We start from the raw sequence: 22,694 nt of genomic DNA, 5'->3' as shown, positions 1-22,694 counted from the left end.
CATAATATATATCCTCTCCTGTTGGGTTATCATCATCATCAACTATTGAGCTTGTTGGACACTCATCTAAACAAGCATCACACGAAATACATAAATCTGTAATACGAACTGACATTTTCTATCCTTTAAATTAAACTAAGAGGCCATCTTATCCTCATCAATTTAAAATTTCATTAAACATTTTTACTAGTTTGGGTTTCCATAAGTGATTTGCTTTAGAGTTATCTACTAAAACTCACTAATAGGGGATTACAGAAAGAGAGAAAAAAGAGTAGAATTAAACGAAAAAACCAAAGAAAGTTAGCTTTTCTTTGGTTTTTTCTTCTTATTTTTTTCTATTGTTTTACTGAGGCTTGATTGCAAGTATCCATCCTGATACGATCATCATAAAATACTTCAAGCCACTCAATGATATGCTCTTGAGTTAAGACAATAGCACCTTTTTTCTGTTCTAAGTTAATATCACTTACTGGTTTTACATTTTTAAGGTACTCTCTAGCCTCTTTTAAAAGACTTATTTGTACCTTTACATCTAATTTACTCATATACAATCCTTTAAGTTCTTTTCATCATAATTTTAAAGTGTAACCAATCTATACCTTATAAAGCTTTAAAGAATGAATTTTCATGTTTTTTTAAGTAAAAGATGAAGAGTATACAAAAATTTCATATCTAAAGGGATAGTGTTAATTTATAAGACTTAATTATATATATTAAGAGTTAGTAGATATAATTTTTCATCTTAAATATTTAGGCTACGTAATGAATACAACTGATATGCTTAGAAGTTTTCCTCAGGCTCTTATATTCAACCTTAGTAAAGAGTACTCAATAAATGCTATTTATGGAGAGCAACGTAAATTACTTGCAGAGAATTTTGATTTAACCAAGGTTATCAAGTTGTCAATGTTATTTGATAATGGTGTTTATAATAAGCTTCTAAGTTTATTACATGGAGAGGTCAATTCTCTGAGTATTACATTTTTAAATCACGATTATGATGTTTATTTAAACACTGGGGAAGATGAAGAAAACTCTTTATTATATCTGATTGATATAACACGTTTTAGTAATGTAGAATCTCAACTTAAAAAAAGTGTGAATGACTTAGTTTCTAAAAAAGAGGAACTTCAAGCTGTTTTTGATTTAGCTGCAAATGGGATATCTATATTAGACCATAATGGAATGTTTCTATACGCAAATAAATTTTTTCAAAATATGATGGAATATACAATGGAAGAACTTTATAGTGAGTCTTGTATTTCTTTGTCTTCGCCAGAGTATGCAAACGCTTCTGAGACAGCTGTAGAAAAAGCCATAAAATATGGTAGCATCCAAAATTTCCGTAAGGTATGTGTTACAAAATCAGGTTTACATTTAAATGCGAGTATGTCTCTTAGTTATTTAAAAAGTCGTGATGAAATTGTTATGATTACTTCAGATATTACACAAGATATAAAGTATCAAGAAGAACTTAAATGTCAAGTTGAACTAGAAGTAGCGAAAAGAACTGAGCAATATGAAATCATGTGTCATCAGTCGCGTTTAGCCGCAATGGGTGAAATGATAGATTCAATAGCCCATCAATGGAGACAACCTTTGAATGGATTGGGTCTTATTGTTCAGGGATTAAAACATATTAGTAGAAGTGAGACCTTGGATAAGGAGTCTTTAGTAGAGATTGAGAGTGAGATTATGGAGAAGATAAACTATATGTCTCAAACTATTGAGGATTTTAGTGGCTTCTTTCGTATATCTAAAACAAAAGAAAGTTTTGATGTGCTTCACAGTATTGAAGATGCTCTGCGTTTGATAGACGTACAACTTAAATCTCATAATGTAAAAGTAAGTATAAAGTCTAAAGAGGAACTCTCTCAAGAAGTAATCGGTTTTCCAAATGAGTTTAAACAGGTTGTGATGAACATAGTTCATAATGCCATGACAGCTATTGTAAAAACATCTCAAAAAAATGGAGCTATTGATATTGTTTTGGACTCTGTGGAAGAAAAACTCACTATCTGTATAGTAGATAATGGTGGCGGTATAGAAGAGAAAAATTTAGATAAAATATTTGACCCATATTTTACAACCCGAGAAAATGGAAGTGGAATAGGGCTTTATATGTCCAAGGTTATTATTGAACATCATATGCAAGGGTATTTAAATGTTCAAAACCATAACGATGGTACAAAGTTTTGTATAGAGTTACGATGTAAGGAAAGTAAGTAGTATGGAAGCTTTACACAAGCGTTTATCAATGCATACAATATTGGTAGTAGAAGATGACCCAAGTACACTTAAATGGCTTGTCCGAGTTCTAAAAATTTACTTTAAAGAGGTCTACTCAGCGACAAATGCTATGGATGCTCTAGAAATATTTACACAAACACCGACAGATATTATTGTAGCTGATATACAAATGCCAGAAGTAGATGGACTTAGCTTTTTACATAAAATCTCTGTTATTTCACCACAAACTTTGCGTGTAGTGATGACTGCATTTAACTCCCAACCTTACTTAAACCGTGCAGTTGAATCGGGTGTGCATCTTTATCTAAAAAAACCTATAGACATAGATGAACTTTTAGTGGCCCTTTCTTCTCATATGCCAGAGTCTATCTCTATCCCTACTATCTCCAACTTAGGAGAGGGCTTTCATTATGACTCTGATAAAAAGATGGTTTATAAAGAAATTCAAGCGGTTAAACTTACAAAAAAAGAGCTTTTACTTTTAGAACTACTTATTAAAAATAGACAAGGTGTTGTAGGCTTGGAAATGATAGAACAAAACCTTTATGATGAACCAGTATCAGATGATGCTATCAGAATGGTAGTTGTCGGTTTACGTAAAAAACTTTACCCATCACTTGTTGAAAACCTCAAAGGTTTGGGCTACCGTCTCAATCTTTCCTAAAATCCTTATAAAAACCTTATTAATAGCTTATTAATAACTTTTAATCTTTCGTTACCATCTCTCTATAGAAATTAAAGGAGTGATGTATGAAGAAGAAAATTCTTATAGTTGGTGGTGGTACTGCTGGAACCATGACAGCTAATAACCTTGCAAATAAACTTATGCCAGAAATTGATCGTGGAGAGATAGAAATCATGATGATTTCTGACTCAAAAATTCACGTATACCGTCCAGGGGCAATGTATGTAGCCTTTCATAAAGCTGCAGGACACGAGTTTATTCGTGATCAGCGTTCTCTGCTTATGTTGGAGGTTGGTTTTAAAGTTGATAAGGCTGTTGAGATAAATACAAAAGGTAATTTTGTAAAAGGCTCAAGTGGAGAAAAATATAACTATGACTTTTTAGTTCTTGCAACAGGTTGTGAAGTTGCAGCTGACAGAATCCCTGGACTTAAAGAGGGTGGCGATTGGTTTTATAGTTATGAAGGTGCTAAAGCAATAGCTAAAAAATTTGCAGCACTTAAAAGTGGTAGAGTTCTTGTAACTGTAAACTTTCCAAAAACTCCAAATATCCCTCACCAATGTGGTATCGCGCCAGTTGAGACTACAATGATGTTACATGACTTTTTAACTGAAAAAGGTATACGTGATGATATTGAGATTATATACACATACCCAACAAAATCTCAAGCAGTAGAAAATGGTCTTTTCTTACAAGCTCCAACTTCTGATGTACTTCCTAGTATCTTTGATAGTATCAATGTAAAATATAAAACTAAGTTTACCCTTGCTAAGGTAGATCCTAAGAAAAAGATAGCATACTCAGAAGAAGGTGAAGAGATGGAGTTTGATATATTAATGTCAACGCCACCATTTATTGCTGCTGAAGTTATTCGTAAATCAGGATTATCAGAAGCACTCGATGATGAAGGTTGGTTACCAACTGATAAACAGACTCTGAAAGTTAAAGGTTTAGATAATGTTTATACCCTAGGCGATACTGTAGATTTATCTGTATCAAAAGCTGGTGGTACTGTTCATAATCAAGTAGATGTACTTGTAGATAACATCGCCGCGGAGTTACGTTTTGGTTATCCAACTGAATCTTATGATGGTAAAGTTATTGCCATTGCTCAAATGGGCTTACAGTGTGGTATGCCACTTTGGTATGACTATGAAGAAGATGTTAAACCAACACCTTGTAGTAAACTCGGTAGTTTTGTGCGTTTAGGTTTTAACAAAAGTTTATATTGGGCTGCCGCACGCGGTATGTTATAGGAGGATTATTATGAGCGAAGAAATAAAAGTACAAAAAACTGCAGCGATGCAAGAGATAGAAGACAAAATGACGATGTTGGTTCAAACTGGAAGAATTGATAACTTAATTGATTTACTTGCTGTTGTTTCAGATCAAATAGAGATGACAACAACTCCAATAGTTGAGAAAATGGTTCATTCTATAGATAATATGGCAAGTGCAGGTTTTGTAACAGAAAATGCTGTTAGATATGCTAAACGTGAAAGTGTAAAGAATGAAGTTCCTAGCCTTTTTGGTATGTTAAAACTACTTAGGGATGAAGATACTAGGAAAGGATTGGCATTTATGTTAAATCTAACCAAAGGAATCGGGAAACAGATGTAAAGTCTTTCTTAGTAGCCACGTAGACTTTCTTCTTTAGTGGCTATTAATTATTTAGATTGTTTATTTATCAAGTATACTTGCTCAAAACTTTCTGAGTCTAAGGCCTTGCTAAAATAGTAGCCTTGAAAGTATTCACAACCTATACTAACTAAAAATTCCAGTTGTTCTTGTGTTTCAACACCTTCAGCGACACTTTTCATATTAAGTGAGCTAGATAATGATACTATTGCTTTTGCAATATCACAACTTTGATGATCATTTGGAATATCATCAACGAAAGACTTATCAATTTTAAGCTTATCCATATCGAAGCGTTTGAGGTAACTCAAAGATGATTGTCCAGTCCCAAAGTCATCAATCGAGAGCTGAAAACCTAAGCTATTTAGCTTATCAAGTTTAATCTTACTATCATCACTATCCATCACTATACGCTCTGTTAATTCAAGATCTATATATTTATAGTCTATACCAACTGAGTCAACAATCCTTTGTAAATCTTCTACAAAACTTTCTTTTTTAAATTGATTATTTGATATATTTAAAGACATGACAAGATCATATCCTTTTTCTCTCCATGACTTAAGCATAGATGCTCCAGTTTTAATTACGAAGTGTTCTAAATCTTTCATTAAGGTAGTATTTTCAGCAATGGGAATAAATTCTGCAGGAGAAATATAATCTCCATCTTTATTCCATCTGATAAGTGCTTCACACCCTATTATTGTTCCATCATGTAGTACTTGAGGTTGGTAATGTAATTCTAATTGCTCATGTGCTATAGCATAGCGTAGACCTGATTCAATTTCTAGTTCTCTTAAGGCATTCTCATTCATACTACTTGTATAGTACTCATATCTATTTTTACCATTTTCTTTTGCTCTATACATAGCGGTATCAGCAAACTGCATAAGTTTATCTTTAGAAGTTGTATCATCAGGGTAAAGACAAATCCCGATACTAGCCGAGGGGTAAATTTCTTGAGAAGATAGTACAAGTGATTGTTTAATGTTCTTTATGAGAGATTCTGCAAGATATGTAACATGGTTGTCTTCACGTATATCTTCGACTAAGATAGTAAACTCATCACCACCAAGTCTTGCAACTGTATCACTTTCTCGTACACTTTTTTTGATACATTTCGCAATATGTTTAAGAAGCTCATCTCCAGTATGATGCCCGAGAGTGTCATTAATACTTTTAAAATTATCAAGATCAATAAATATCATTGCTAGTTTTGTGTTTGCTCTTTTAGTTTTACTAATCGCGTGATCTACTCTATCTTGAAAAAGTTGTCTGTTTGGAAGATTTGTAAGCGTATCGTAATATGCAAGCTGGTTTATTTTCTCTTGTGTCTCTTTTTGCTCAGTTATATCTATAAAAACACCAATGTAGTTTGTTAAAACATTTTCTTCATTGAAAACTTTATAGATTGTAAGCCACTCTGCATAAAGTGAACCATCTTTACGTCTGTTCCAAATTTCTCCTGACCAACTTAAATCATTGCTTATAGCGGTCCATATTCTTTTATAGTCTGCCTCGCTCTGCTTCCCAGATTGGAGTATAGTTGGTTTTTTACCAATAACTTCTTCGCTACTATAGCCTGTGATTTTGTTAAACCCTTGATTAACCATAATGATATTTTTCTCTATATCGGTAACCATGATACCTTCAGAGGTTGTTTGAAATACTATATTGATTAATTTAAGATCTTCTTTTGATCTAAGCTTGCTTTGGCTAAATATATCTTGCAGTACACTAGTTACCTCAGAAAAGTTTTGAGAAAGATCTTTTATCTCTTGGATATAACTATCAGGCCATTCCATTTTCTCATTATTTTCTATTTTAAGCGGTAAATCCTTTGCAACATTATTTAAGCGAGAAATAGATACGAACATACTTTTTGTAACAAGGAATGAGAGAATAGCGGCAAAAATAATAATTCCCAAAAGTACATAAAAGGTGTATATATAAATTTCTTGCAGTTTATCAATCGAGTCCGCAATACTAAGTTTTATAAGTAATGGATAGTTCAAAGTACTTGATGCCGGTATCTCATACATATAAGCAGATTTTTTCCATTTAAGCATCTTTGGCATTTTTTTGGATGGAAGCAAATGGTATAAATTACCCGCTAAAGGAGTTTTTGTAGATTCTTGAATATACTTTTGCAAGTTAATATGGTCTTCGTTTCTAGTAACAGCAAAAACTCTATCATCAATCAACAAGAGCAATTCAATATTTGGATATATAGATTGGCTTTGGAAGAAATTCATGAGTAATGAGTATTTAACTTCACCAATATAACAATGATTATTATGGTGTATATGTGCAAAAATAGTTTCATCTTTTATAAATAAATTATTATTTTCTGAACACTGTATATTTGGAGCTTCTGTTGTTTCAAGAGAATTATTTGTAGCTACAATTTCTAAGTCATGTATACCCATTTTCCATATACGATTAAAATCAGAGGATATATTCAATTTAATTATATTATTATTTTCTTTGTGAATATCTATAGTTTGAGAAAGTTCAGTGAATATATACTGAGTGAAATGTTCCACTTCTCCTTCGAGATGCTTTCCTACTTGCGTTAGTTTTTTTATATTCTGATTTTTAAAATGTTCAAATGTATTTTTACTAATTAAGTTTGCAGTAGTAAAAAGTGAAAGTGCTATACTAGTCATAATTACAATGAAAATTAAATTATGTAAAGTTATTTTATCTTTGATATTTTTTTGAAGAATATTAAATCTTGAAAATATAATGATGATGACACTTGCTAAGAGAGCATTGAGAATACCATTAGCTGGCTGTTTTAACATTATAAGTTCAACCTGATTATCAGCGAGCCCTATAAATTCTCCATAAAACAATGGAACAAGCCAAATACCAATAACTAGCCAGTACATTATATCGGCGATAAATATATTTTTAATACGCCATTTTAAAAGTATCCCGACGACTAAGGCCTCTAAGACAAAACTATAAAAAGCATAAGGGTGTCCCCATAAATAGATGGTAGAACTCTGCACTGCAATAGCTACAATAAGACCTATACTGATACCAAAATAGTAGAGAGATAAAAATATAAAGATAGACCCAAAGATTTGATTTACACCAAAGAACATTTCTACATTATAAAAATTTCCTAATAGGCCTAAAGTCGTAAAAAGAAGAATCAAAAGTATTTTATTCATATCTATCCTCAATAACTACATGTAAAATAAAGTCTTTGTATTCTTACATTTATTAGATTAAATATAGATAACATTAACGGTTTTTATACAATTTATTCCGTAATTATGTTGAAATAATTTTCTCTACTTTATAATGTAAGGCCTTCTTTATTGCATTTAAATTTATAAATGTATTTTATTAGAGTCTCAAGTTTCCAGAGTATAATCTCATTAAAAAAGAGATTTATGCAAGATCAAACTATTACCAGAAAAAATATCCGCTCTATGATGGATCGCTTTTATAGTCAGGTACTTAAAGATGAAATCGTCGCTGATTTTTTTATAGATAAACTTGGGGATGAGATGATTAGTGATGAGTGGCAAGGACATTTGGATCTCCTGAGTGACTTTTGGGCATCTACTATCTTAAGTGAGACTTCTTATAAAGGTCAACCTGTCAAGCCACATATACATATGGAAGGTCTTCAGCGAGTAACATTTGAGCGTTGGTTAGAACTTTTTTTTGAGACTGTAGATAAGTACTATACTAAAGAATCAGCTGACATTTTTAAAACTCGCTCTCAGTCCATTGCAAACAATTTTATGAGAGTCTTAGGTATTTAAATCTACTGTGTTATTTACTTTTTTCATCTGCAGGATCAACATAGTTGATAGTTGGAAGAAGGTAAGCAGTTAGTAAAAGTACACTACTCAGAGTAAGCACAATTGTAAGGTCGTAGCCACCCAAAATATCACTTAGCCTTATCTTTCCTAAGTCTGGTCCGATGAAATTTTCTATCCATGGATAAGCAAGAGTAAAAACAGCTCCACCAACCATGCCACCAAGAACTCCTACAAAAGCATCGACTCGTCCTTCTGAAACTGAGACAAAAAATGCAGAGGGACATTTGCCGAGAATGACTAAGCCTGTACCAAAGAGAATGGCACCAATAATAAGACCACCTAATATAGTAGGTTTAATGGCATAACTAGCATAACCAGCATCGACAAGGAAGTAAAACCCTAGACTTGAAAGAGCTACTGTAGTCATAGCCATTCTCGGTACTAAGGTGTCTTCAAATATCATAAATCCAGCCATCTTTTCAAACTTATCAAGACGAGAGTAGAGGATAATAGCACCAAAACAAAACCCTATAAGCAGTACAAGCCACACAGAGCCATTTGATCCATTAGCAACTGTATCAAACATATTTGAGATTTTTTCTATCATACTTTACATCCTTTTTTTTTATAAAAAAATCGACCTACTATCATTCCTGTCCCTAAAGCTACAACGGCAAATATTATGCCACTCACAGCGACTTGAGAACCGCCAGATAAAATATGTCCAGCATTACATCCGCCAGCCAGACGAGCACCAAACACAAGTAAAAAACCTGCTATAAAACTCCAAAGCATACGAGATTTGACAGACTTGTTTTTTCGCTCCCTCCATAGTGTAGGTACGTAGCTTATATGAAAAGTTTTAGTTACAAACACAGACATAAAAAGTCCACCAAAGAATGCTCCTATGAGCATTACCCCTTCCCAAGCACCACTCGTTTCTACCATCGCAGCATATTTATACTCTTCTGGTTCAAGAGAAAAAAGCATATTCGCTAGATAACTCATTCCTGTAGATGCTCCTATGGGACGGTCTGCACCCCAAACTGAAAACGAAAGGAAAAAGAGCAAACTCATTGCAATTCCACCAACCCACCAAGGTATACTTTTTGGCATATAAAATCCTTTATTTAAAACGTTAAGTTCTACTTGTCGTTTTAAAATTATAGAGGAAAAAACTTATAGAAGTCTTATAGAATTTATTGCAGTAACTTAGATGAAACAATATAAAAAATGATAAGGGTAATGCAATTTGCAAGTTAATTAATCATGCTAACTAGTTTTAAACTATCTAAAGCTACTGTCGTAAACTCGCAATAAGTCGATTTTTATTCAAGAGTAAATCAAGTGCGTCGGATATCTCTTTACAAACAATGTCACTGCTAATTAAAGCTTTTGTACTACACCCTTCATCACCTATAATTGCAATTGACACTGCTGCATCTTTTAACATCTGTGCATCATTATTTCCATTTCCTACTGCGAAACAAGTCTCTGCCCCGAGTTCTTTTACATAAGTAGCTTTTTCAAGTGTATGATCATCACTGCAAAGTACATTTATTTTCAGCTTGAAATCTTTAAGTTGTGATTGTACATTTCCAAAAGTATCAGATGTTATTACATGGACATTGAGTAGTTTAGAAAGTGTTTTTAGTCGCTCTTTTACTTGTACTTTAAGTATTCCATCTTTGGCTAATGTACCGTTATAATCTAATACAACGTGTCTTAGTGTAAGCTCTTTAAAGTTTGGTATAGATATATTTAGATATTTCATTTGTTAAAACTCTTTTGTTTGGATTTTGTATATGATAGCATTTTTATTATACTAGCCTATAGTTTCTGATACTATTAGAAAAAAGATAAATATGGAAGTTTTATGAGTTTAGTATTAATAGATGATTTTCTCTCAATAGTTTTAGAAAATAAACCTCTCTTAGATGTAAGAGCTCCGGTTGAGTTTGAAAAAGGTGCTTTTCCTACATCTACAAATATTCCAATTTTAGATGATAAACAGAGGCATCTAGTTGGAATATGTTATAAAAAAAATGGGAATGAGGCCGCTGTAAAACTAGGTAAAAAATTGGTAAATAAAGAAGTTCAGGCACAAAGAGTATTTGAGTGGAAAACTTACCTTAGTGAGAACCCTTATGCATATCTGTATTGTTTTAGAGGAGGCCAGCGCTCAGGTATAACTCAATCTTGGTTGGAAGAATCTGGAGTAAGTATTTCTAGACTTAAAGGTGGATATAAGGCCTTTCGAAACTTTTTGATGGAAAAATCTCAAGAGCTTAGTACTAATACAAAGACGATTATAATAGGGGGTAATACTGGTTCAGGAAAGACTATTTTACTTAATCGACTTGATAATACCGTTGACCTTGAAGGACTTGCAAAGCATAGAGGATCTTCGTTTGGAAAGTTTATATCCTCTCAACCATCACAAATTGACTTTGAAAATGCATTATATTATAAACTGATACAGCATAGTGCCCAAGGGCATAAGCACTTAGTTATTGAGCATGAGAGTCGTAATATTGGACGTGTATATATTCCAGAAGTAATTTTTGAAAACTTTAATAAAGCTGGTCTTGTTATTTTACACACTCCACTCGATGAACGGGTGGAGATAACATACGAAGAATATATTATCAATGATTTAGCGGAATATACAACTATCTTCGGGCAAGAGGGAAGGGTTAAGTGGTATGAAAATATGAGTGCAGGCTTTGATAGAATAAAAAAACGCTTAGGAAGTGAGCGTTATCTTATTATAAAAAATCTACTTGCACAAAGTTTTGCGGGTTCAGATGAGGGACACAAAGAATGGATAAAAATCTTACTTAGTGAATATTATGATCCTATGTATGAGTACCAGATTAAAAAAAGTTCTTTACCCATATTATTTGAAGGAAATGCACAAGAGGTATTTGAGTTTATAAAAAATAGTGAAAAAAGTGAGTTTATATAAAAGGTTTTACTAATGGGTGGTTTTGAAGGCGGAGATGAAGGTGGGTTTTGGGATGTTGATAGTATTGCCACTTTAATAGACAAAAAAAATGACAATAAATCGAAGAATACGAAAAAAGAAAAGTTATATATAGAAACAAGTGATTCAGGCTACAGTATTAAAGCCCATGCAAAAGTAAATATATTTTCAAAAGTTACTGGCTATAACGAAGGGAAACCTACAATACTCACACGTTGCATGCGTGTAGAAGATTTATACGATAGCATAAGCTTTGTGCCTTGTAAGTGCAACACTTTTACAATTGAGGGTTGTGATGAAATTCTTTTAGAATCTAACAGCATTTACAAAGCTTATAAAGTACTGTGTGACTTCACCGCTGATTCAGAGATTGAAGATTTCTTCAATGAACATAAGGTGGTCGTGAGTAAAGTTATTCCTTATCAAGCAGGTCTTGGAGGAGCTTCTTCTGATGCCTCAGCGTTTATTCGTTTGACTAAAGAGGTATGTAATCTTATACTAAGTACTGAGGAATTAGTAAAAATAGGAAGTAGTATAGGTTCAGAACTGGCTTTCTTTATCTATAACTATCCCTCTGCCAATATTTCAGGTTTTGGAGAAATTGTTGAGCCATTTGAAGAGGAGCCACTTGGGTTTGAATTCTATACGCCAGACATAAAATGTGATAAGACTCTTGTCTCTAAAATAGTTAAAAAACATTCCTTAACTAAAATCTCTTCGTCGTCATTTTCTGATTGGGAGAAACTGGATTCAAAAAATATTTTAGAGCTAAGCTCAGACCCAGTTTATTTAAATGACTTCTATGCAGCGGCACTTTTTACTTATCCAGAATTAAAAAAAGAATCCAAAAAAGGTTGGTTGTTTTCTACTTGTAGTTTTTTTAGAGTACTCAAGTAAACAAAAAAAAATTAAAGTAAAATTAAATTACTTCAAGGTAGTATAATAATATGAAACTAATACTATTCATTACTCTTACTGCTACCTTACTCGCTGAAAATATTTTAAAGCCTTATACTGAGGATGGGAAAATATTACAAATTGCTGTGAGTACATTTGAAAAAAACAATGTAGATAAAAAAACTTTACTATCTGGTTCAAAAAAATATTATTATAATACGGGTGAGTTACACCTAGAATATAATTACATTAAAAAAGATGAAATTATAGTAAAAAAGTATTACAAATCTGGACAAATTTATTTAATTAGTACTTATATAGCTGATATAAAAAATGGACTTTCAAAAGTTTATTATGAAGATGGAATACTTGCTGCAACAGTTTCATATTCTCAGGATAAAATGGATGGAAGATATGATGAATATTATACTAATGGTACATTACATTATCAAAAGTATTTTACAAATGGAATGTTAGATGGTCCAATTCTTGTCTATGATACAGTCGGAAATAAATCATATCAACTTGACTACGAAAATGTTAGAGAGGTTTGTTATTAGTTATTTATATGATGAACCTACCTGTGTATTTACAGTTGAGAATGGGGAGGCAGTGAGTGCCGGTTTTTATAGTGGTAAAGAATCTGATTGGGATATGAGAGCATCTCCAGGTGACTGGATGAAATGGGTTGCAAAACCTTTCGGTATGACAGGAATTAGGTATAGCACTTACTACAGGTAAATTAAAATTTAAGAAAGGTAATTTTAAACAAATGGTTAAAATACCAAGTATGGCTACTCCATTTGTAAAAAGCTTCGGTTTAATGAATCAAATTGGTGCAGCGTAAACACTAAGTATCAAGTTGAGCATTACGCTCAACTCATACAAATTTTTATATTGAGATAGTTGTTGTCCAAATACCGTGTAAGTTACAACCGGCTATTGCGGTAAGTGATTGAACATTATCAAGTTTTACTGAAAATGAAGCAGCACCACGAGAAATTTCCGGCTCTAAAGTACTTTTACCTATAAGTTTACCATCTGCAGATAAAGAGATAAAATCTATCCAGTGATCAGGTGTACTTGGATGAATAATTCCACCTTGACCAACAGTAATCTCTACTAGTGTATAACCTTTAGCATCTTTACCTTTTACAGTTACTTGAGGAGAATGCTTAAGTTCACCTTTATCCATATTTGCTGAATCTTTTGGTTTCATTTGAGTACGATTCATATGTTCTTCTTTCATCTTAGCTTCAGCACCTACTGCTGCTAATACCGCTGTTGCTCCAACTACTTTTAATGCTTCTCTTCTATTCATGTTTTTTCCTCTTATTTTATGTTTGAGAATATTATAGTGAAAGTTTGTAACTTTCACTATGTTTTAAACTTAGTTCATGTCTGGTCTAGGCGTTCTTTCTGTTGATGCAGGAAGTATTGGCATTGTTAAGACAGGCTTCTTACCATTAAGTACTTTTAAGAAGGTCTCAATAGAACTAGCTTCCTTATCTGTAATAGATGAGCCAAGTTGGATACGACCCATTTCTATGATAGCTTCTTTAAGACTCCAAATTTGACCATTGTGAAAATATGGAGCTGTCTGCGTAATATTACGAAGTGTTGGTACTTTAACCATACCATTAGCATCACCTTTAAAATCACCTACATTTTGGTATTTATATGTAGCTGTTACATTCATCGCATTCATACTTTGACCTAAACTTATGCCAGTATGACAAGTAGCACAACCTTTATTCATAAATGTTTTTAGTCCGTCTTTTTGAGCTTGATTTAATGCATTTTCATTTCCATGTAAAAAACTATCATAAGGAGATGGAGTTACAAGAATTCTTTCAAATGTAGCGATTGTATCTGTAATTTTTTCAAAGCTAATCTTTACATCAGAACCATACGCATTTTTAAATTCAGCAATGTACGAAGGTATCGAGTTTATAGTTGCTTCAACATGTTCTTTAGTTGCTGCCATCTCTGGGTGAGCTTGTATAGGTCCCTGTGCTTGTTTTTCTAAGTCTGGATCTCTTCCATCCCAAAATTGAGCATCAAAAAACACTGCATTGTAAACAGTTGGTGAATTTAAGTGATGAGGGTTTGCAGTCCATTTATGTCCAATTGCTGCTGATACGCCGTCGTCTCCACCCTCTCCAAGGTTATGACAAGTATTACAACTAATAATACCACTTTTAGATAACCTAGGGTCAAAATATAATTTTTTTCCGAGTTGTACTTTTGCATCAGTAAGAGGATTTTTTGGATTGTCAATCAATTTCATAAGCTCAGTTTTTGAGTTAGGAATTGGTTCAAGACCAGCTTTTTTAGCTGTATCTATTAAACTTGAAGCACTTAGTGTTAGTGTAGCAAATGCTACGGAAGTTATAATTTTCATTATTTAGCCTTATATAATTGTGGGCGAATTCTAGTAAAGTAAACCTTAAAGGAAAATTATTATCTTTAACTATATGTTTTCTATTGAGTTTACTTGAGGCGTATAAATAGGGGTTTAATTCGTATGTTTAAAAAAATTATGCTAAAATCCCCTCATATTATGAAAAATGGACAAAGATAATGAAATTAAAAAAATGGATAGTTTTAGCAATAGTGTTAGTACTATTTTATTACATATTTATCGTAAATATATTAGTCACACTTTCAATTATTGCTGCTTTATATATACTATTTAAAATCTATAAGGTCTACGCTAAAAATAAATTAAGAAAGATATCAAGTTCTAAAGAATTATTTAGAGAAAGTGAGTTAGGATTATTTATTGCACTTGTTGCAAAGGTTGCTAAAGCAGATGGACGAGTTCAAGAGCTTGAAGCACAACTCATAGGTATGATGTTTGATGATATCTCTGGAGTCTTTCCTGATAAAGAAAAAACAAGAACTATATTAAAAGATATTTTTAACGAAGAAAAAGAAAAAGATGGAGACACAAAGGAGATAGCACAATCCTTAAATATATTACTCGGTCGTAGTAGATTAAAACGTAGACAGTTTGTAGAGTTTTTAATTCAACTTGCTTTTGTGGATAATGGAATTAGTCCTGATGAAGATAAGGTTTTACGTGAAATTGTAACTGAGCTAAATATAACTCTACATGAATATGAGGCGCTACTCAGTAAGTTTGAAAGTATGGTAAAAAACAAACAACAAAGCATGAGTCTAAATGATGCGTACAAAATTTTAGGTGTGAGTGAAAGTGATGATATCAGCGTAGTTAAAAAGACATATAGAAAACTTGTGAGACAGTATCATCCAGATATTATTAAATCACAAGACAAAGATGAAGCCTATATAGAAGAGGCAACAGCTAAAACACAAGAGATAAATCAAGCCTACGAGATCATTAAAGAATCAAAAAAAAAATAGAATAAAGTTTTTTTATTAGGTACTAATTACGAATATCTACATCTTTTCATAATTAGCAAAAAAAATAGTGAAAATAATATATTTTAAGTTAAATTTGTTATACTTACTTGATTAAAATTAAAAAACAGGAGCTATGATGGCACTTATAGACGATATTAAAGAAGTAGTAGTAGAGCAATTAAGCGTAAGCGCAGATGAAGTAAAAGAAGATGCAAAGTTTGTTGAGGATTTAGGTGCAGATAGCCTAGATGTTGTTGAATTAGTAATGGCTCTTGAAGAAAAATTTGATATTGAAATTCCTGATGATGAAGCAGAAAAAATTCAAACACTTAACGATGTAGTTACATACATTGAAAATAAGTAATTAGTAGAATTACTTATTTTAACTAGAGGGAAACCTCTTAGTTAAAAATACAAATATTTTTAATAGTTAGTTCCTGCTAATTTTTAAAAGTATTTTATATTTCAGGGAGAATAGTAAATGAGAAGAGTAGTAGTAACTGGTCTAGGTATGATAAATTCAGTTGGTAATGATAAAGAAACATCGTTTAAAGCAATATGTGATGGCGAATGTGGAATTGATACTATTACAATTTTTGATCCTGAAGCTTACAGTGTTAAAATTGCAGGTGAAGTAAGAAATTTTGATCCTTCAACTGTTATGGCTCCAAAAGAGGTAAAAAAAGCAGATAGATTTATTCACCTCGGTTTAAAAGCTGCTCAAGAAGCAATGGCTGATGCAAATATATCTGAAGATACTGATATGACAAGATTCGGAATCTCTGCAGGTTCTGGAATCGGTGGCCTTCCTTCGATTGAAAAAAACTCAAAGATTTTAGCAGATAGAGGACCTAGAAGAATTTCTCCATTCTTTATTCCTGGAGCTCTTGTAAATATGCTTGGTGGATTTGTTTCAATTGAACATGGAACGAAAGGTCCAAATCTTTCAAGTGTAACTGCATGTGCAGCCGGAACGCATGCTATTAGTGAGGCAGCAAAAACAATTATGTGTAATGGTGCTGAGAAGATGCTTGTTGTTTCAGCTGAGTCTGCAATTACTGGCGCAGGAATTGGTGGTTTCGCCGCAATGAAAGCACTTTCAACAAACAATGATGATCCAAAAGGCGCTTCAAGACCATTTGATGCAAACCGTGATGGTTTTGTAATGGGCGAGGGTGCTGCCGCTTTAGTACTAGAAGAATATGAATCTGCAAAGGCACGTGGAGCAAATATTTATGGTGAACTTATCGGTTTTGGTGAAAGTGGAGATGCAAATCATATCACTACACCATCACTTGATGGTCCAGCACGTGCGATGAAAGCTGCATATACAATGGCAGGAGAACCTAAAATTGATTATGTAAATGCTCATGGTACATCTACTCCAATTAACGATAAAAATGAGACTGCTGCTGTTAAGGAATTACTTGGTGGTAAAGAAATTTGTCCTCCAATGAGCTCTATAAAAGGTCAAATTGGTCACTGTCTTGGTGCTGCTGGTGGTATAGAAGCTGTTACATGTTTAATGGCTATGAGAGATGGAATTATTCCTCCTACAATTAACTATACAACTCCTGATGAAAACTGTGATTTAGATTATGTCTCAACTGGTGCCCGTAAAGCTGAATTAAATGTTTGTATGAGTAACTCATTTGGTTTTGGTGGAACAAATGGTGTTCTTATCTTTAAAAAAATCTAGATAAGGATCTGTAATGGCTACATATTTAGAGTTTGAAAAAAAAATAAAGATTATTCAAGAAAATATTATTTCTGCTCAGGTGCGTCATAATGAAAGTGATATTGAAAAATATCAACTAGAATTAGATAAAGAAGTTGAAAAAACTTACGGAAACTTAACAGATTTTCAAAAACTTCAGCTTGCACGTCACTTGGATCGCCCTTACGCACTCGACTACATAAACCTTATAATGAGAGATAAGTATGAGATTCATGGAGATAGACATTACCGTGATGATGAAGCGATTCTTTGTTATATGGGTTATATTGGCGATGAAAAAGTTATGCTTATTGGTGAACAAAAAGGTCGAGGAACTAAAAATAAGATACGAAGAAACTTCGGCATGCCTCATCCTGAAGGATACAGAAAAGCACTTCGTGCGGCTAAATTAGCTGAGAAATTCAACATACCTCTTTTAATGCTAATAGACACTCCAGGTGCATATCCTGGTCTTGGTGCCGAAGAGCGAAACCAATCAGAAGCAATAGCAAGAAACCTCTTAGAGCTAGCAGAACTGGACACACAAACTGTATCTATAGTTATTGGTGAAGGTGGATCTGGTGGAGCACTAGCAATTGGTGTTGCTGATAGATTTGCTATGATGAGATACTCTGTATTTTCGGTTATTTCACCAGAAGGATGTTCTGCAATTTTATGGAATGATCCTAAAAAAGCTGAAGCTGCAACTAACGCTATGAAAATTACAGCTTCAGACTTAAAAGAATTAGATCTCATTCATGATATTATTAATGAGCCATTAATTGGTGCACATAGAACACGAGATGAGAGTGCAAAAGCTATTTCTGATTACTTTTTAACACAAGTCAAAGAGCTTCGTGAGATGGGTAAAGAAGCTAGAATGGAATCTAGATATACAAGACTTACTAGTGTAGGTGCTTTTTCAGAATAATTTATTTTGAATCTTCTTTTTTTTCAAGATTCTCAAGTCTCTTCTCTTCAAGAAATGGATCAAATTTTGGTCTTTTCTTTCTTGGAGCAGTTTTAGAAAACTTTATCAAATCTTCCACATTATTTACATTTTCATTCATACTTTCTAATGAGAGTTTAAAAAGACCATAGGTAGTGATTACATCACTCATTGCTCTATGGTGCGTTGGGTTTGGATTTAAGTTAAACGTGTCATTTAAGTATGATAATCCATATCTGTACGATGTTAAACTTCTCTCAGCAAGGGCAAGTGAGCATAAATTTCTGTTGAGTAGAGGTTCTAGTCCAATTTTCTCTAAAGATAAAGAGATAAACCTATAATCAAATTTTACATCATGTGCTATAAAGATAGCATCCCCTAAAAACTGTTTAAATTCATACAAAACACTTTTTAAACTTGGAGCATCCTTTGTATCCTCTACTGTGATACCTGTGATATCGGAGATATAAGAATTTATCTCCGTACAATGTACTAAAGATTCAAATTCTTCAGTGATCTTTCCATATTTAATTTTGACACCTGCAATTTCAATAATTTGATGCTTGTCAATTTTAGAACCATTTGTTTCTATATCTACAATACAAAATTCTGCTTTCTCAAGGGGTAAAAACTTGGTGCCAAAGTAGTAGTAGCCTTTACTTTTAACAATGTCTAAACCTTGTGCTCTCCATAATTCTAGAGAATAATCTAAGCTATCATTTATTTGTTCTTTTAGTTTTTCAAGTGGGAGTCCACGAGTCGAAAGTCGTGAGATACTTTTCTCATCAAGGGGAAAATGGTTAGCTAGCATTATGTATAAAATCTTTTACTTTTTGAGGGTCTTTGATTCCCTTTGAACTTTCTACGCCAGAACTAACGTCAACACCATAAAATCCATACTTTTTAAGTGCTATAACATTAGTGTTATCAAGTCCACCTGCTAAAATAATTTGAGAGTTATCAGTATTCTCAAACCATTCAATATTGATTCTTTTTCCAGCCCCACCATAAGCTTCGCAGTATGCATCAACGAGTTTGTATTCATTAGGGTATTTAAGGATATCTTTTTGTGATTGTGCACGGATTACTTTGATATGTGGGACCATAAGTTCTTTGTATATGTTGACTTCTGCATCAAAATGAAGTTGAGCTAGTGTCGCACCAACTTCTTGGCAGGTAGTGTTTATTGTATTTGCATCTACATTGACAAATAAAGCAACTTTTTCAACAAATGGAGGAAGCTTTTCTATAATTGCTTTTGCCTGAGCTATTGTGACATACCTAGGAGATTTTTCATAAAATACAAAACCTAAAGCATCAGCACCAGCATTAATTGCGTGCATAGCATCTTCATAAGAAGTAATTCCACAAATCTTAGTACGCATTAAATCTGTAAGCTCTTTATAGCTTCAGCTCTATCTTTGTGTTTAAATACATAGCTTCCAGCAACAACAACATCAACACCAACATCTTTAAGTGCTTGAATGTTTTTATCACTTACTCCGCCGTCTACTTGTATGAGACAGTTTGGATTTATTTTATTGCGTAGCTCATTTAATCGTGCAGCTTTTGGAATAACGGAGTTAATAAAACTTTGCCCACCAAAACCGGGATTTACACTCATAAGTAAAACCATGTCTAAATCCGCTAATAGGTACTCAACAGATTCAGGTGGGGTATGAGGATTTAAAACAATAGCAGGTTTAATCCCAAGAGAGCGTATTTTTTGAATAAGTCTATGGGGATGTTTTTCCTCTTCAATATGAAAAGAGATATATTCAGGTTTTAAAGGTGCAAAAAGTTCTACAAAAAAAGTATTGCTTTCAACCATAAGGTGAATATCAAGAGGTTTAGTTGCAACTTTTGCAATGGCAGATACAACAACTGGTCCAATCGTCATATTTGGTACAAAATGACCATCCATTACATCTATATGAACGAAATCACAGCCAGCATTACATATCTCTTCTACATCACGCTGTAAATTTCCAAAATCAGCAGATAATACACTTGGAGCTACTTGCACAATTACACCTCTTTATTTAAAGTGCGTAATTATAACAAAGTAAGTTTATAAAAACTTTTGGCACAGCTTACTGTACGTGGTATTATGCTGAGAAAATCAAGTATTAACGTAGAGTAAGGGGCTTTGCCCCCTAATTCATAATTTTATCTGGTCAAGAAAAATAGGAACTTGTCATTATCAAAGGAAAGGTCAACCTGTACGCCTTTTCTATCTTGTGCAATCTCTTGTAAAGAAGCAATGGTAGGGTATGTTCTTGGTAAAGTTATGTTAACATTGACCTTATTCCCGGCAAGAAGAGACTTTACTTTACCACCGACAATATTTACTAGCTCTGCGAGAGTATCAAGAATTAATTCTAAATCATCAGTCTCTTCACCAATAAGAAGTTGACAGGCTTTCTTAGCGATATCTTTTGGAAAAATCAATATAACCATTCCATCTATATCTCCATAAAAACCTATCGAGCTCGCTATCCTATCATCGTCTTCCTCGACCTTAATTGCATGTACTTCTACTGCTTCTTTGATAGCAGTTGAGTTTGTCATCATTTCTATTGTTGCGACTGTGGCATCAATAAAGCTTGGTAGTTCGGTTACAGTGAGCTTGTTTATAACTCTTTTATTTTGCACAGCTGCGGCAGAACTCGCCCCTAAATCATTTAAAAGTTCTTTATCTCCTAGTATATTTTCCATCTGGTCAAAAAACATAATTCCTGAGTCTTCCATTGTTTCTTTAAAAGCATTTGGAATTTTATCAAAAGTCATTCCAACAAAGCAGATGGTGGCATTGTACTCAGCACCGGAGCTTGAAAGTTTAGAAAAAAAGTTAAGAGCATGAACATTCATACTAATAACCTTATACGCATCAAATATAAAGAGTCTAAAACCAACATTCAAAGAGTTGTTATGGTAGGCAATATTAAACATATTCCCAATTTCAGCATCTAAAAAAGATGAGACTGTGTATATAATTGCATTTCCTGTAACACGGGCAGATACATTTTGTCCCATTTGCCCTAAGTAACTATTTTCAATAACAACATCATATACATTTTCAGCATTTCTTTTAGTGTCAAACTCCTCTTGTGTTTGTGCTATGATAGGGTTATGACCACCATCGTGAAGTTCAATTGCCATAGCCGAACGTTGAGATTTATCTTCATTGAATAGGAGTACATTTTGATTTTTATCTTTATAACTTGAACTAAAAAGATGTGCAATCTCTTGAGAACCAAAGAGTGAAAAGTTTACTTCACCATGGTAAAAATTTAAAATAGCTTTATATTTTTTAAAATTATAATCACAAAATCCTACAGAAGTGTTATTTGATTCTCTTACCTTTGCAAACATCTTTACAAAAGTATCAAGTCCATTACGGTTGAAAAAGACTACTTTTTTGAGTGAGACTAAAATCATGTCTGCATTTAATTTTGTAGTAGCATGAATGTCTTCTATACTTAATAGTGCAGATGCACTGCTTCCATCTAGAAACCCTTGAGGAGAAAAAACTCCTACACCATTTTTGACTACGGCTCTCATATAACCTCCATCAAAGTAGCAAATTCATCATATATATCACTCACATAATCTACTTGAAAATCTATAAAGTCATTAAGTCCTGCTTCTATGAACATTGGTTGCGATAGTTCATAAAAAAGAAGTAGGTGCATCCATTTCCCAAGCAGATTGAGGTCCTCTGCTTTAGAAGGTTTAAACCCAGATGAAGCTTGAACAATTGTAATGATATTTTTAGGCATTTCCCATTTTAGAGAAATCTTTTCGCAAATGTCAAAAAGATCAACTCCACAGAGCCTTGAGAGGATAGTATTTAAATCGAGATCATTTACACTTCTAAGCAAATCTACATCTTCTTTTTTTTCACTAAATAGAGCTTCTGAAACGATGATGCTAGCGGGTAAAAGCGTGATAGCACTTTCTATCTCTATATCTTCTATATGTAAGTGATTCAGGATCTGCTTCCATCTGCGTGAGAGTTTTGCTTGAAGCTCATGAAAAGTACTTTCACGTAATTTAAAAAGTTCCCATTTTTTGGGAGATAAAAGTGTCATCATATAGTTGTAAACAGTTTGTTGTGAAGATGAAACACCTAAAATACCAAAAATTTGTGAAATCTCAGATACTTCATTTTTAAAGCCATAAATAGGTTTATTCACTATATTTTTTAAATAAGCTTTTAATGCTAAGTCTGTTTCAGCAATTTGAGAAGCTTTAGCGAGTTCACCATTATTTAAAAACATAATAGTCGCTTGTAAAGCTTTAGGAGCAGGGGGGATTTTGTCTATAAAAGTATTAATTTCTTCATTTGTAATCAATATATTCTACTTTTGTATGTGAATTTTATATATTTTACC

26 protein-coding genes are annotated in these 22,694 nt (G+C 33.1%); 13 read left to right on the top strand and 13 right to left on the bottom strand.

The window, feature by feature from the left end:
• Both ACI9TV_RS03280 and ACI9TV_RS03275 read right to left on the bottom strand, forming a co-directional pair.
• The coding region (locus tag ACI9TV_RS03280) for a 4Fe-4S binding protein (protein WP_415249331.1) at window positions 1-115 on the bottom strand (115 nt) is incomplete at its 3' end.
• 220 nt (window positions 116-335) lie between these two features.
• Entirely contained in the window at window positions 336-545 is a 210-nt protein-coding gene (locus ACI9TV_RS03275; protein WP_415249329.1) for a hypothetical protein, read from the bottom strand.
• A gap of 217 nt (window positions 546-762) precedes the next feature.
• Between ACI9TV_RS03275 and ACI9TV_RS03270 the strand changes: the two genes are divergently transcribed.
• The 4 genes from ACI9TV_RS03270 to ACI9TV_RS03255 all read left to right on the top strand — a co-directional run bounded on the left by ACI9TV_RS03270 (window position 763) and on the right by ACI9TV_RS03255 (window position 4,555).
• Window positions 763-2,229, top strand: coding sequence for an ATP-binding protein (locus ACI9TV_RS03270; RefSeq protein ID WP_415249328.1), 1,467 nt, complete (start codon window positions 763-765; stop codon window positions 2,227-2,229).
• A 1-nt stretch (window position 2,230) separates the two neighbouring features.
• On the top strand, window positions 2,231-2,914 hold the full coding sequence (locus tag ACI9TV_RS03265) for a response regulator (RefSeq protein ID WP_415249327.1): 684 nt from the start codon (window positions 2,231-2,233) through the stop codon (window positions 2,912-2,914).
• A gap of 86 nt (window positions 2,915-3,000) precedes the next feature.
• Complete coding sequence (locus ACI9TV_RS03260) at window positions 3,001-4,191, top strand: NAD(P)/FAD-dependent oxidoreductase (RefSeq protein ID WP_415249326.1); 1,191 nt, start codon at window positions 3,001-3,003, stop codon at window positions 4,189-4,191.
• 10 nt (window positions 4,192-4,201) lie between these two features.
• A complete protein-coding gene (locus ACI9TV_RS03255) occupies window positions 4,202-4,555 on the top strand; it encodes a DUF1641 domain-containing protein (RefSeq protein ID WP_415249325.1) in 354 nt (117 codons plus the stop codon).
• A gap of 47 nt (window positions 4,556-4,602) precedes the next feature.
• Here the strand turns inward: ACI9TV_RS03255 and ACI9TV_RS03250 are convergent, their stop codons facing one another.
• Entirely contained in the window at window positions 4,603-7,755 is a 3,153-nt protein-coding gene (locus ACI9TV_RS03250) for a putative bifunctional diguanylate cyclase/phosphodiesterase (RefSeq protein ID WP_415249324.1), read from the bottom strand.
• Between the two features lie 225 nt (window positions 7,756-7,980).
• Between ACI9TV_RS03250 and ACI9TV_RS03245 the strand changes: the two genes are divergently transcribed.
• Entirely contained in the window at window positions 7,981-8,358 is a 378-nt protein-coding gene (locus ACI9TV_RS03245) for a group III truncated hemoglobin (RefSeq protein WP_415249323.1), read from the top strand.
• 10 nt (window positions 8,359-8,368) lie between these two features.
• Here the strand turns inward: ACI9TV_RS03245 and ACI9TV_RS03240 are convergent, their stop codons facing one another.
• From ACI9TV_RS03240 to ACI9TV_RS03230, 3 genes are all read right to left on the bottom strand, one after another.
• On the bottom strand, window positions 8,369-8,965 hold the full coding sequence (locus ACI9TV_RS03240; protein ID WP_415249322.1) for a YeeE/YedE thiosulfate transporter family protein: 597 nt from the start codon (window positions 8,963-8,965) through the stop codon (window positions 8,369-8,371).
• The gene (locus ACI9TV_RS03235) at window positions 8,962-9,474 is read right to left on the bottom strand and encodes a YeeE/YedE thiosulfate transporter family protein (RefSeq protein ID WP_415249321.1); all 513 of its coding nucleotides are present in this window, start codon (window positions 9,472-9,474) and stop codon (window positions 8,962-8,964) included. Before ACI9TV_RS03235 ends, ACI9TV_RS03240 begins: the two co-directional genes overlap by 4 nt.
• A 181-nt stretch (window positions 9,475-9,655) precedes the next feature.
• Window positions 9,656-10,132 (bottom strand): HAD family hydrolase, encoded by a 477-nt coding sequence (locus tag ACI9TV_RS03230; RefSeq protein WP_415249320.1) that lies wholly within the window; start codon window positions 10,130-10,132, stop codon window positions 9,656-9,658.
• 102 nt (window positions 10,133-10,234) lie between these two features.
• On the opposite strand from ACI9TV_RS03230, the gene mnmH reads away from it, so the two are divergent.
• The 4 genes from mnmH to ACI9TV_RS03210 are packed head-to-tail and all read left to right on the top strand — an operon-like array spanning window position 10,235 to window position 12,982.
• Window positions 10,235-11,326 (top strand): tRNA 2-selenouridine(34) synthase MnmH, encoded by a 1,092-nt coding sequence (gene mnmH, locus ACI9TV_RS03225; protein WP_415249319.1) that lies wholly within the window; start codon window positions 10,235-10,237, stop codon window positions 11,324-11,326.
• Window positions 11,327-11,338: 12 nt separating this feature from the next.
• Entirely contained in the window at window positions 11,339-12,241 is a 903-nt protein-coding gene (locus ACI9TV_RS03220; protein WP_415249318.1) for a 4-(cytidine 5'-diphospho)-2-C-methyl-D-erythritol kinase, read from the top strand.
• Window positions 12,242-12,291: 50 nt separating this feature from the next.
• Window positions 12,292-12,801 (top strand): toxin-antitoxin system YwqK family antitoxin, encoded by a 510-nt coding sequence (locus ACI9TV_RS03215; protein WP_415249317.1) that lies wholly within the window; start codon window positions 12,292-12,294, stop codon window positions 12,799-12,801.
• Window positions 12,779-12,982: a hypothetical protein gene (locus ACI9TV_RS03210; RefSeq protein ID WP_415249316.1), complete on the top strand. Its 204-nt coding sequence runs from the start codon at window positions 12,779-12,781 to the stop codon at window positions 12,980-12,982. Before ACI9TV_RS03215 ends, ACI9TV_RS03210 begins: the two co-directional genes overlap by 23 nt.
• A gap of 151 nt (window positions 12,983-13,133) precedes the next feature.
• Here the strand turns inward: ACI9TV_RS03210 and ACI9TV_RS03205 are convergent, their stop codons facing one another.
• Both ACI9TV_RS03205 and ACI9TV_RS03200 read right to left on the bottom strand, forming a co-directional pair.
• On the bottom strand, window positions 13,134-13,562 hold the full coding sequence (locus ACI9TV_RS03205; RefSeq protein WP_415249315.1) for a desulfoferrodoxin family protein: 429 nt from the start codon (window positions 13,560-13,562) through the stop codon (window positions 13,134-13,136).
• A gap of 69 nt (window positions 13,563-13,631) precedes the next feature.
• Window positions 13,632-14,645, bottom strand: a complete 1,014-nt coding sequence (locus ACI9TV_RS03200) for a cytochrome-c peroxidase (protein WP_415249314.1) — start codon at window positions 14,643-14,645, stop codon at window positions 13,632-13,634.
• A 179-nt stretch (window positions 14,646-14,824) separates the two neighbouring features.
• Between ACI9TV_RS03200 and ACI9TV_RS03195 the strand changes: the two genes are divergently transcribed.
• From ACI9TV_RS03195 to accA, 4 genes are all read left to right on the top strand, one after another.
• The gene (locus tag ACI9TV_RS03195) at window positions 14,825-15,631 is read left to right on the top strand and encodes a TerB family tellurite resistance protein (RefSeq protein ID WP_415249313.1); all 807 of its coding nucleotides are present in this window, start codon (window positions 14,825-14,827) and stop codon (window positions 15,629-15,631) included.
• A 136-nt stretch (window positions 15,632-15,767) separates the two neighbouring features.
• Window positions 15,768-15,995: an acyl carrier protein gene (acpP, locus tag ACI9TV_RS03190; protein WP_415249312.1), complete on the top strand. Its 228-nt coding sequence runs from the start codon at window positions 15,768-15,770 to the stop codon at window positions 15,993-15,995.
• Window positions 15,996-16,112: 117 nt separating this feature from the next.
• Complete coding sequence (locus ACI9TV_RS03185) at window positions 16,113-17,330, top strand: beta-ketoacyl-ACP synthase II (protein WP_415249311.1); 1,218 nt, start codon at window positions 16,113-16,115, stop codon at window positions 17,328-17,330.
• Window positions 17,331-17,343: 13 nt separating this feature from the next.
• Window positions 17,344-18,279, top strand: coding sequence for an acetyl-CoA carboxylase carboxyl transferase subunit alpha (gene accA / locus ACI9TV_RS03180; protein ID WP_415249310.1), 936 nt, complete (start codon window positions 17,344-17,346; stop codon window positions 18,277-18,279).
• A gap of 1 nt (window position 18,280) precedes the next feature.
• On the opposite strand, the gene ACI9TV_RS03175 is transcribed toward accA, so the two are convergent.
• The 5 genes from ACI9TV_RS03175 to ACI9TV_RS03155 all read right to left on the bottom strand — a co-directional run bounded on the left by ACI9TV_RS03175 (window position 18,281) and on the right by ACI9TV_RS03155 (window position 22,655).
• Window positions 18,281-19,108, bottom strand: a complete 828-nt coding sequence (locus ACI9TV_RS03175) for a 3'-5' exonuclease (RefSeq protein WP_415249309.1) — start codon at window positions 19,106-19,108, stop codon at window positions 18,281-18,283.
• Window positions 19,098-19,682, bottom strand: a complete 585-nt coding sequence (locus ACI9TV_RS03170; RefSeq protein ID WP_415249308.1) for a phosphoribosylanthranilate isomerase — start codon at window positions 19,680-19,682, stop codon at window positions 19,098-19,100. The genes ACI9TV_RS03175 and ACI9TV_RS03170 overlap by 11 nt, the downstream gene beginning before the upstream one ends.
• Window positions 19,682-20,323: a ribulose-phosphate 3-epimerase gene (gene rpe, locus ACI9TV_RS03165; protein WP_415249307.1), complete on the bottom strand. Its 642-nt coding sequence runs from the start codon at window positions 20,321-20,323 to the stop codon at window positions 19,682-19,684. The genes ACI9TV_RS03170 and rpe overlap by 1 nt, the downstream gene beginning before the upstream one ends.
• A 143-nt stretch (window positions 20,324-20,466) precedes the next feature.
• Window positions 20,467-21,861 carry a chemotaxis protein CheX gene (locus ACI9TV_RS03160; RefSeq protein ID WP_415249306.1) on the bottom strand — a complete coding sequence of 465 codons (1,395 nt, stop codon included), beginning with the start codon at window positions 21,859-21,861 and terminating at the stop codon, window positions 20,467-20,469.
• Window positions 21,858-22,655 carry an HDOD domain-containing protein gene (locus ACI9TV_RS03155; protein WP_415249305.1) on the bottom strand — a complete coding sequence of 266 codons (798 nt, stop codon included), beginning with the start codon at window positions 22,653-22,655 and terminating at the stop codon, window positions 21,858-21,860. Before ACI9TV_RS03155 ends, ACI9TV_RS03160 begins: the two co-directional genes overlap by 4 nt.
• Between the last annotated feature and the right edge of the window lie 39 nt (window positions 22,656-22,694).

This window comes from Sulfurimonas sp., from assembly GCF_047622445.1.
In the GTDB taxonomy this organism is placed as follows: domain Bacteria; phylum Campylobacterota; class Campylobacteria; order Campylobacterales; family Sulfurimonadaceae; genus Sulfurimonas.
Note: the sequence above shows the minus strand (reverse complement) of the source record. Positions and strands in the feature narration are given on the sequence as shown.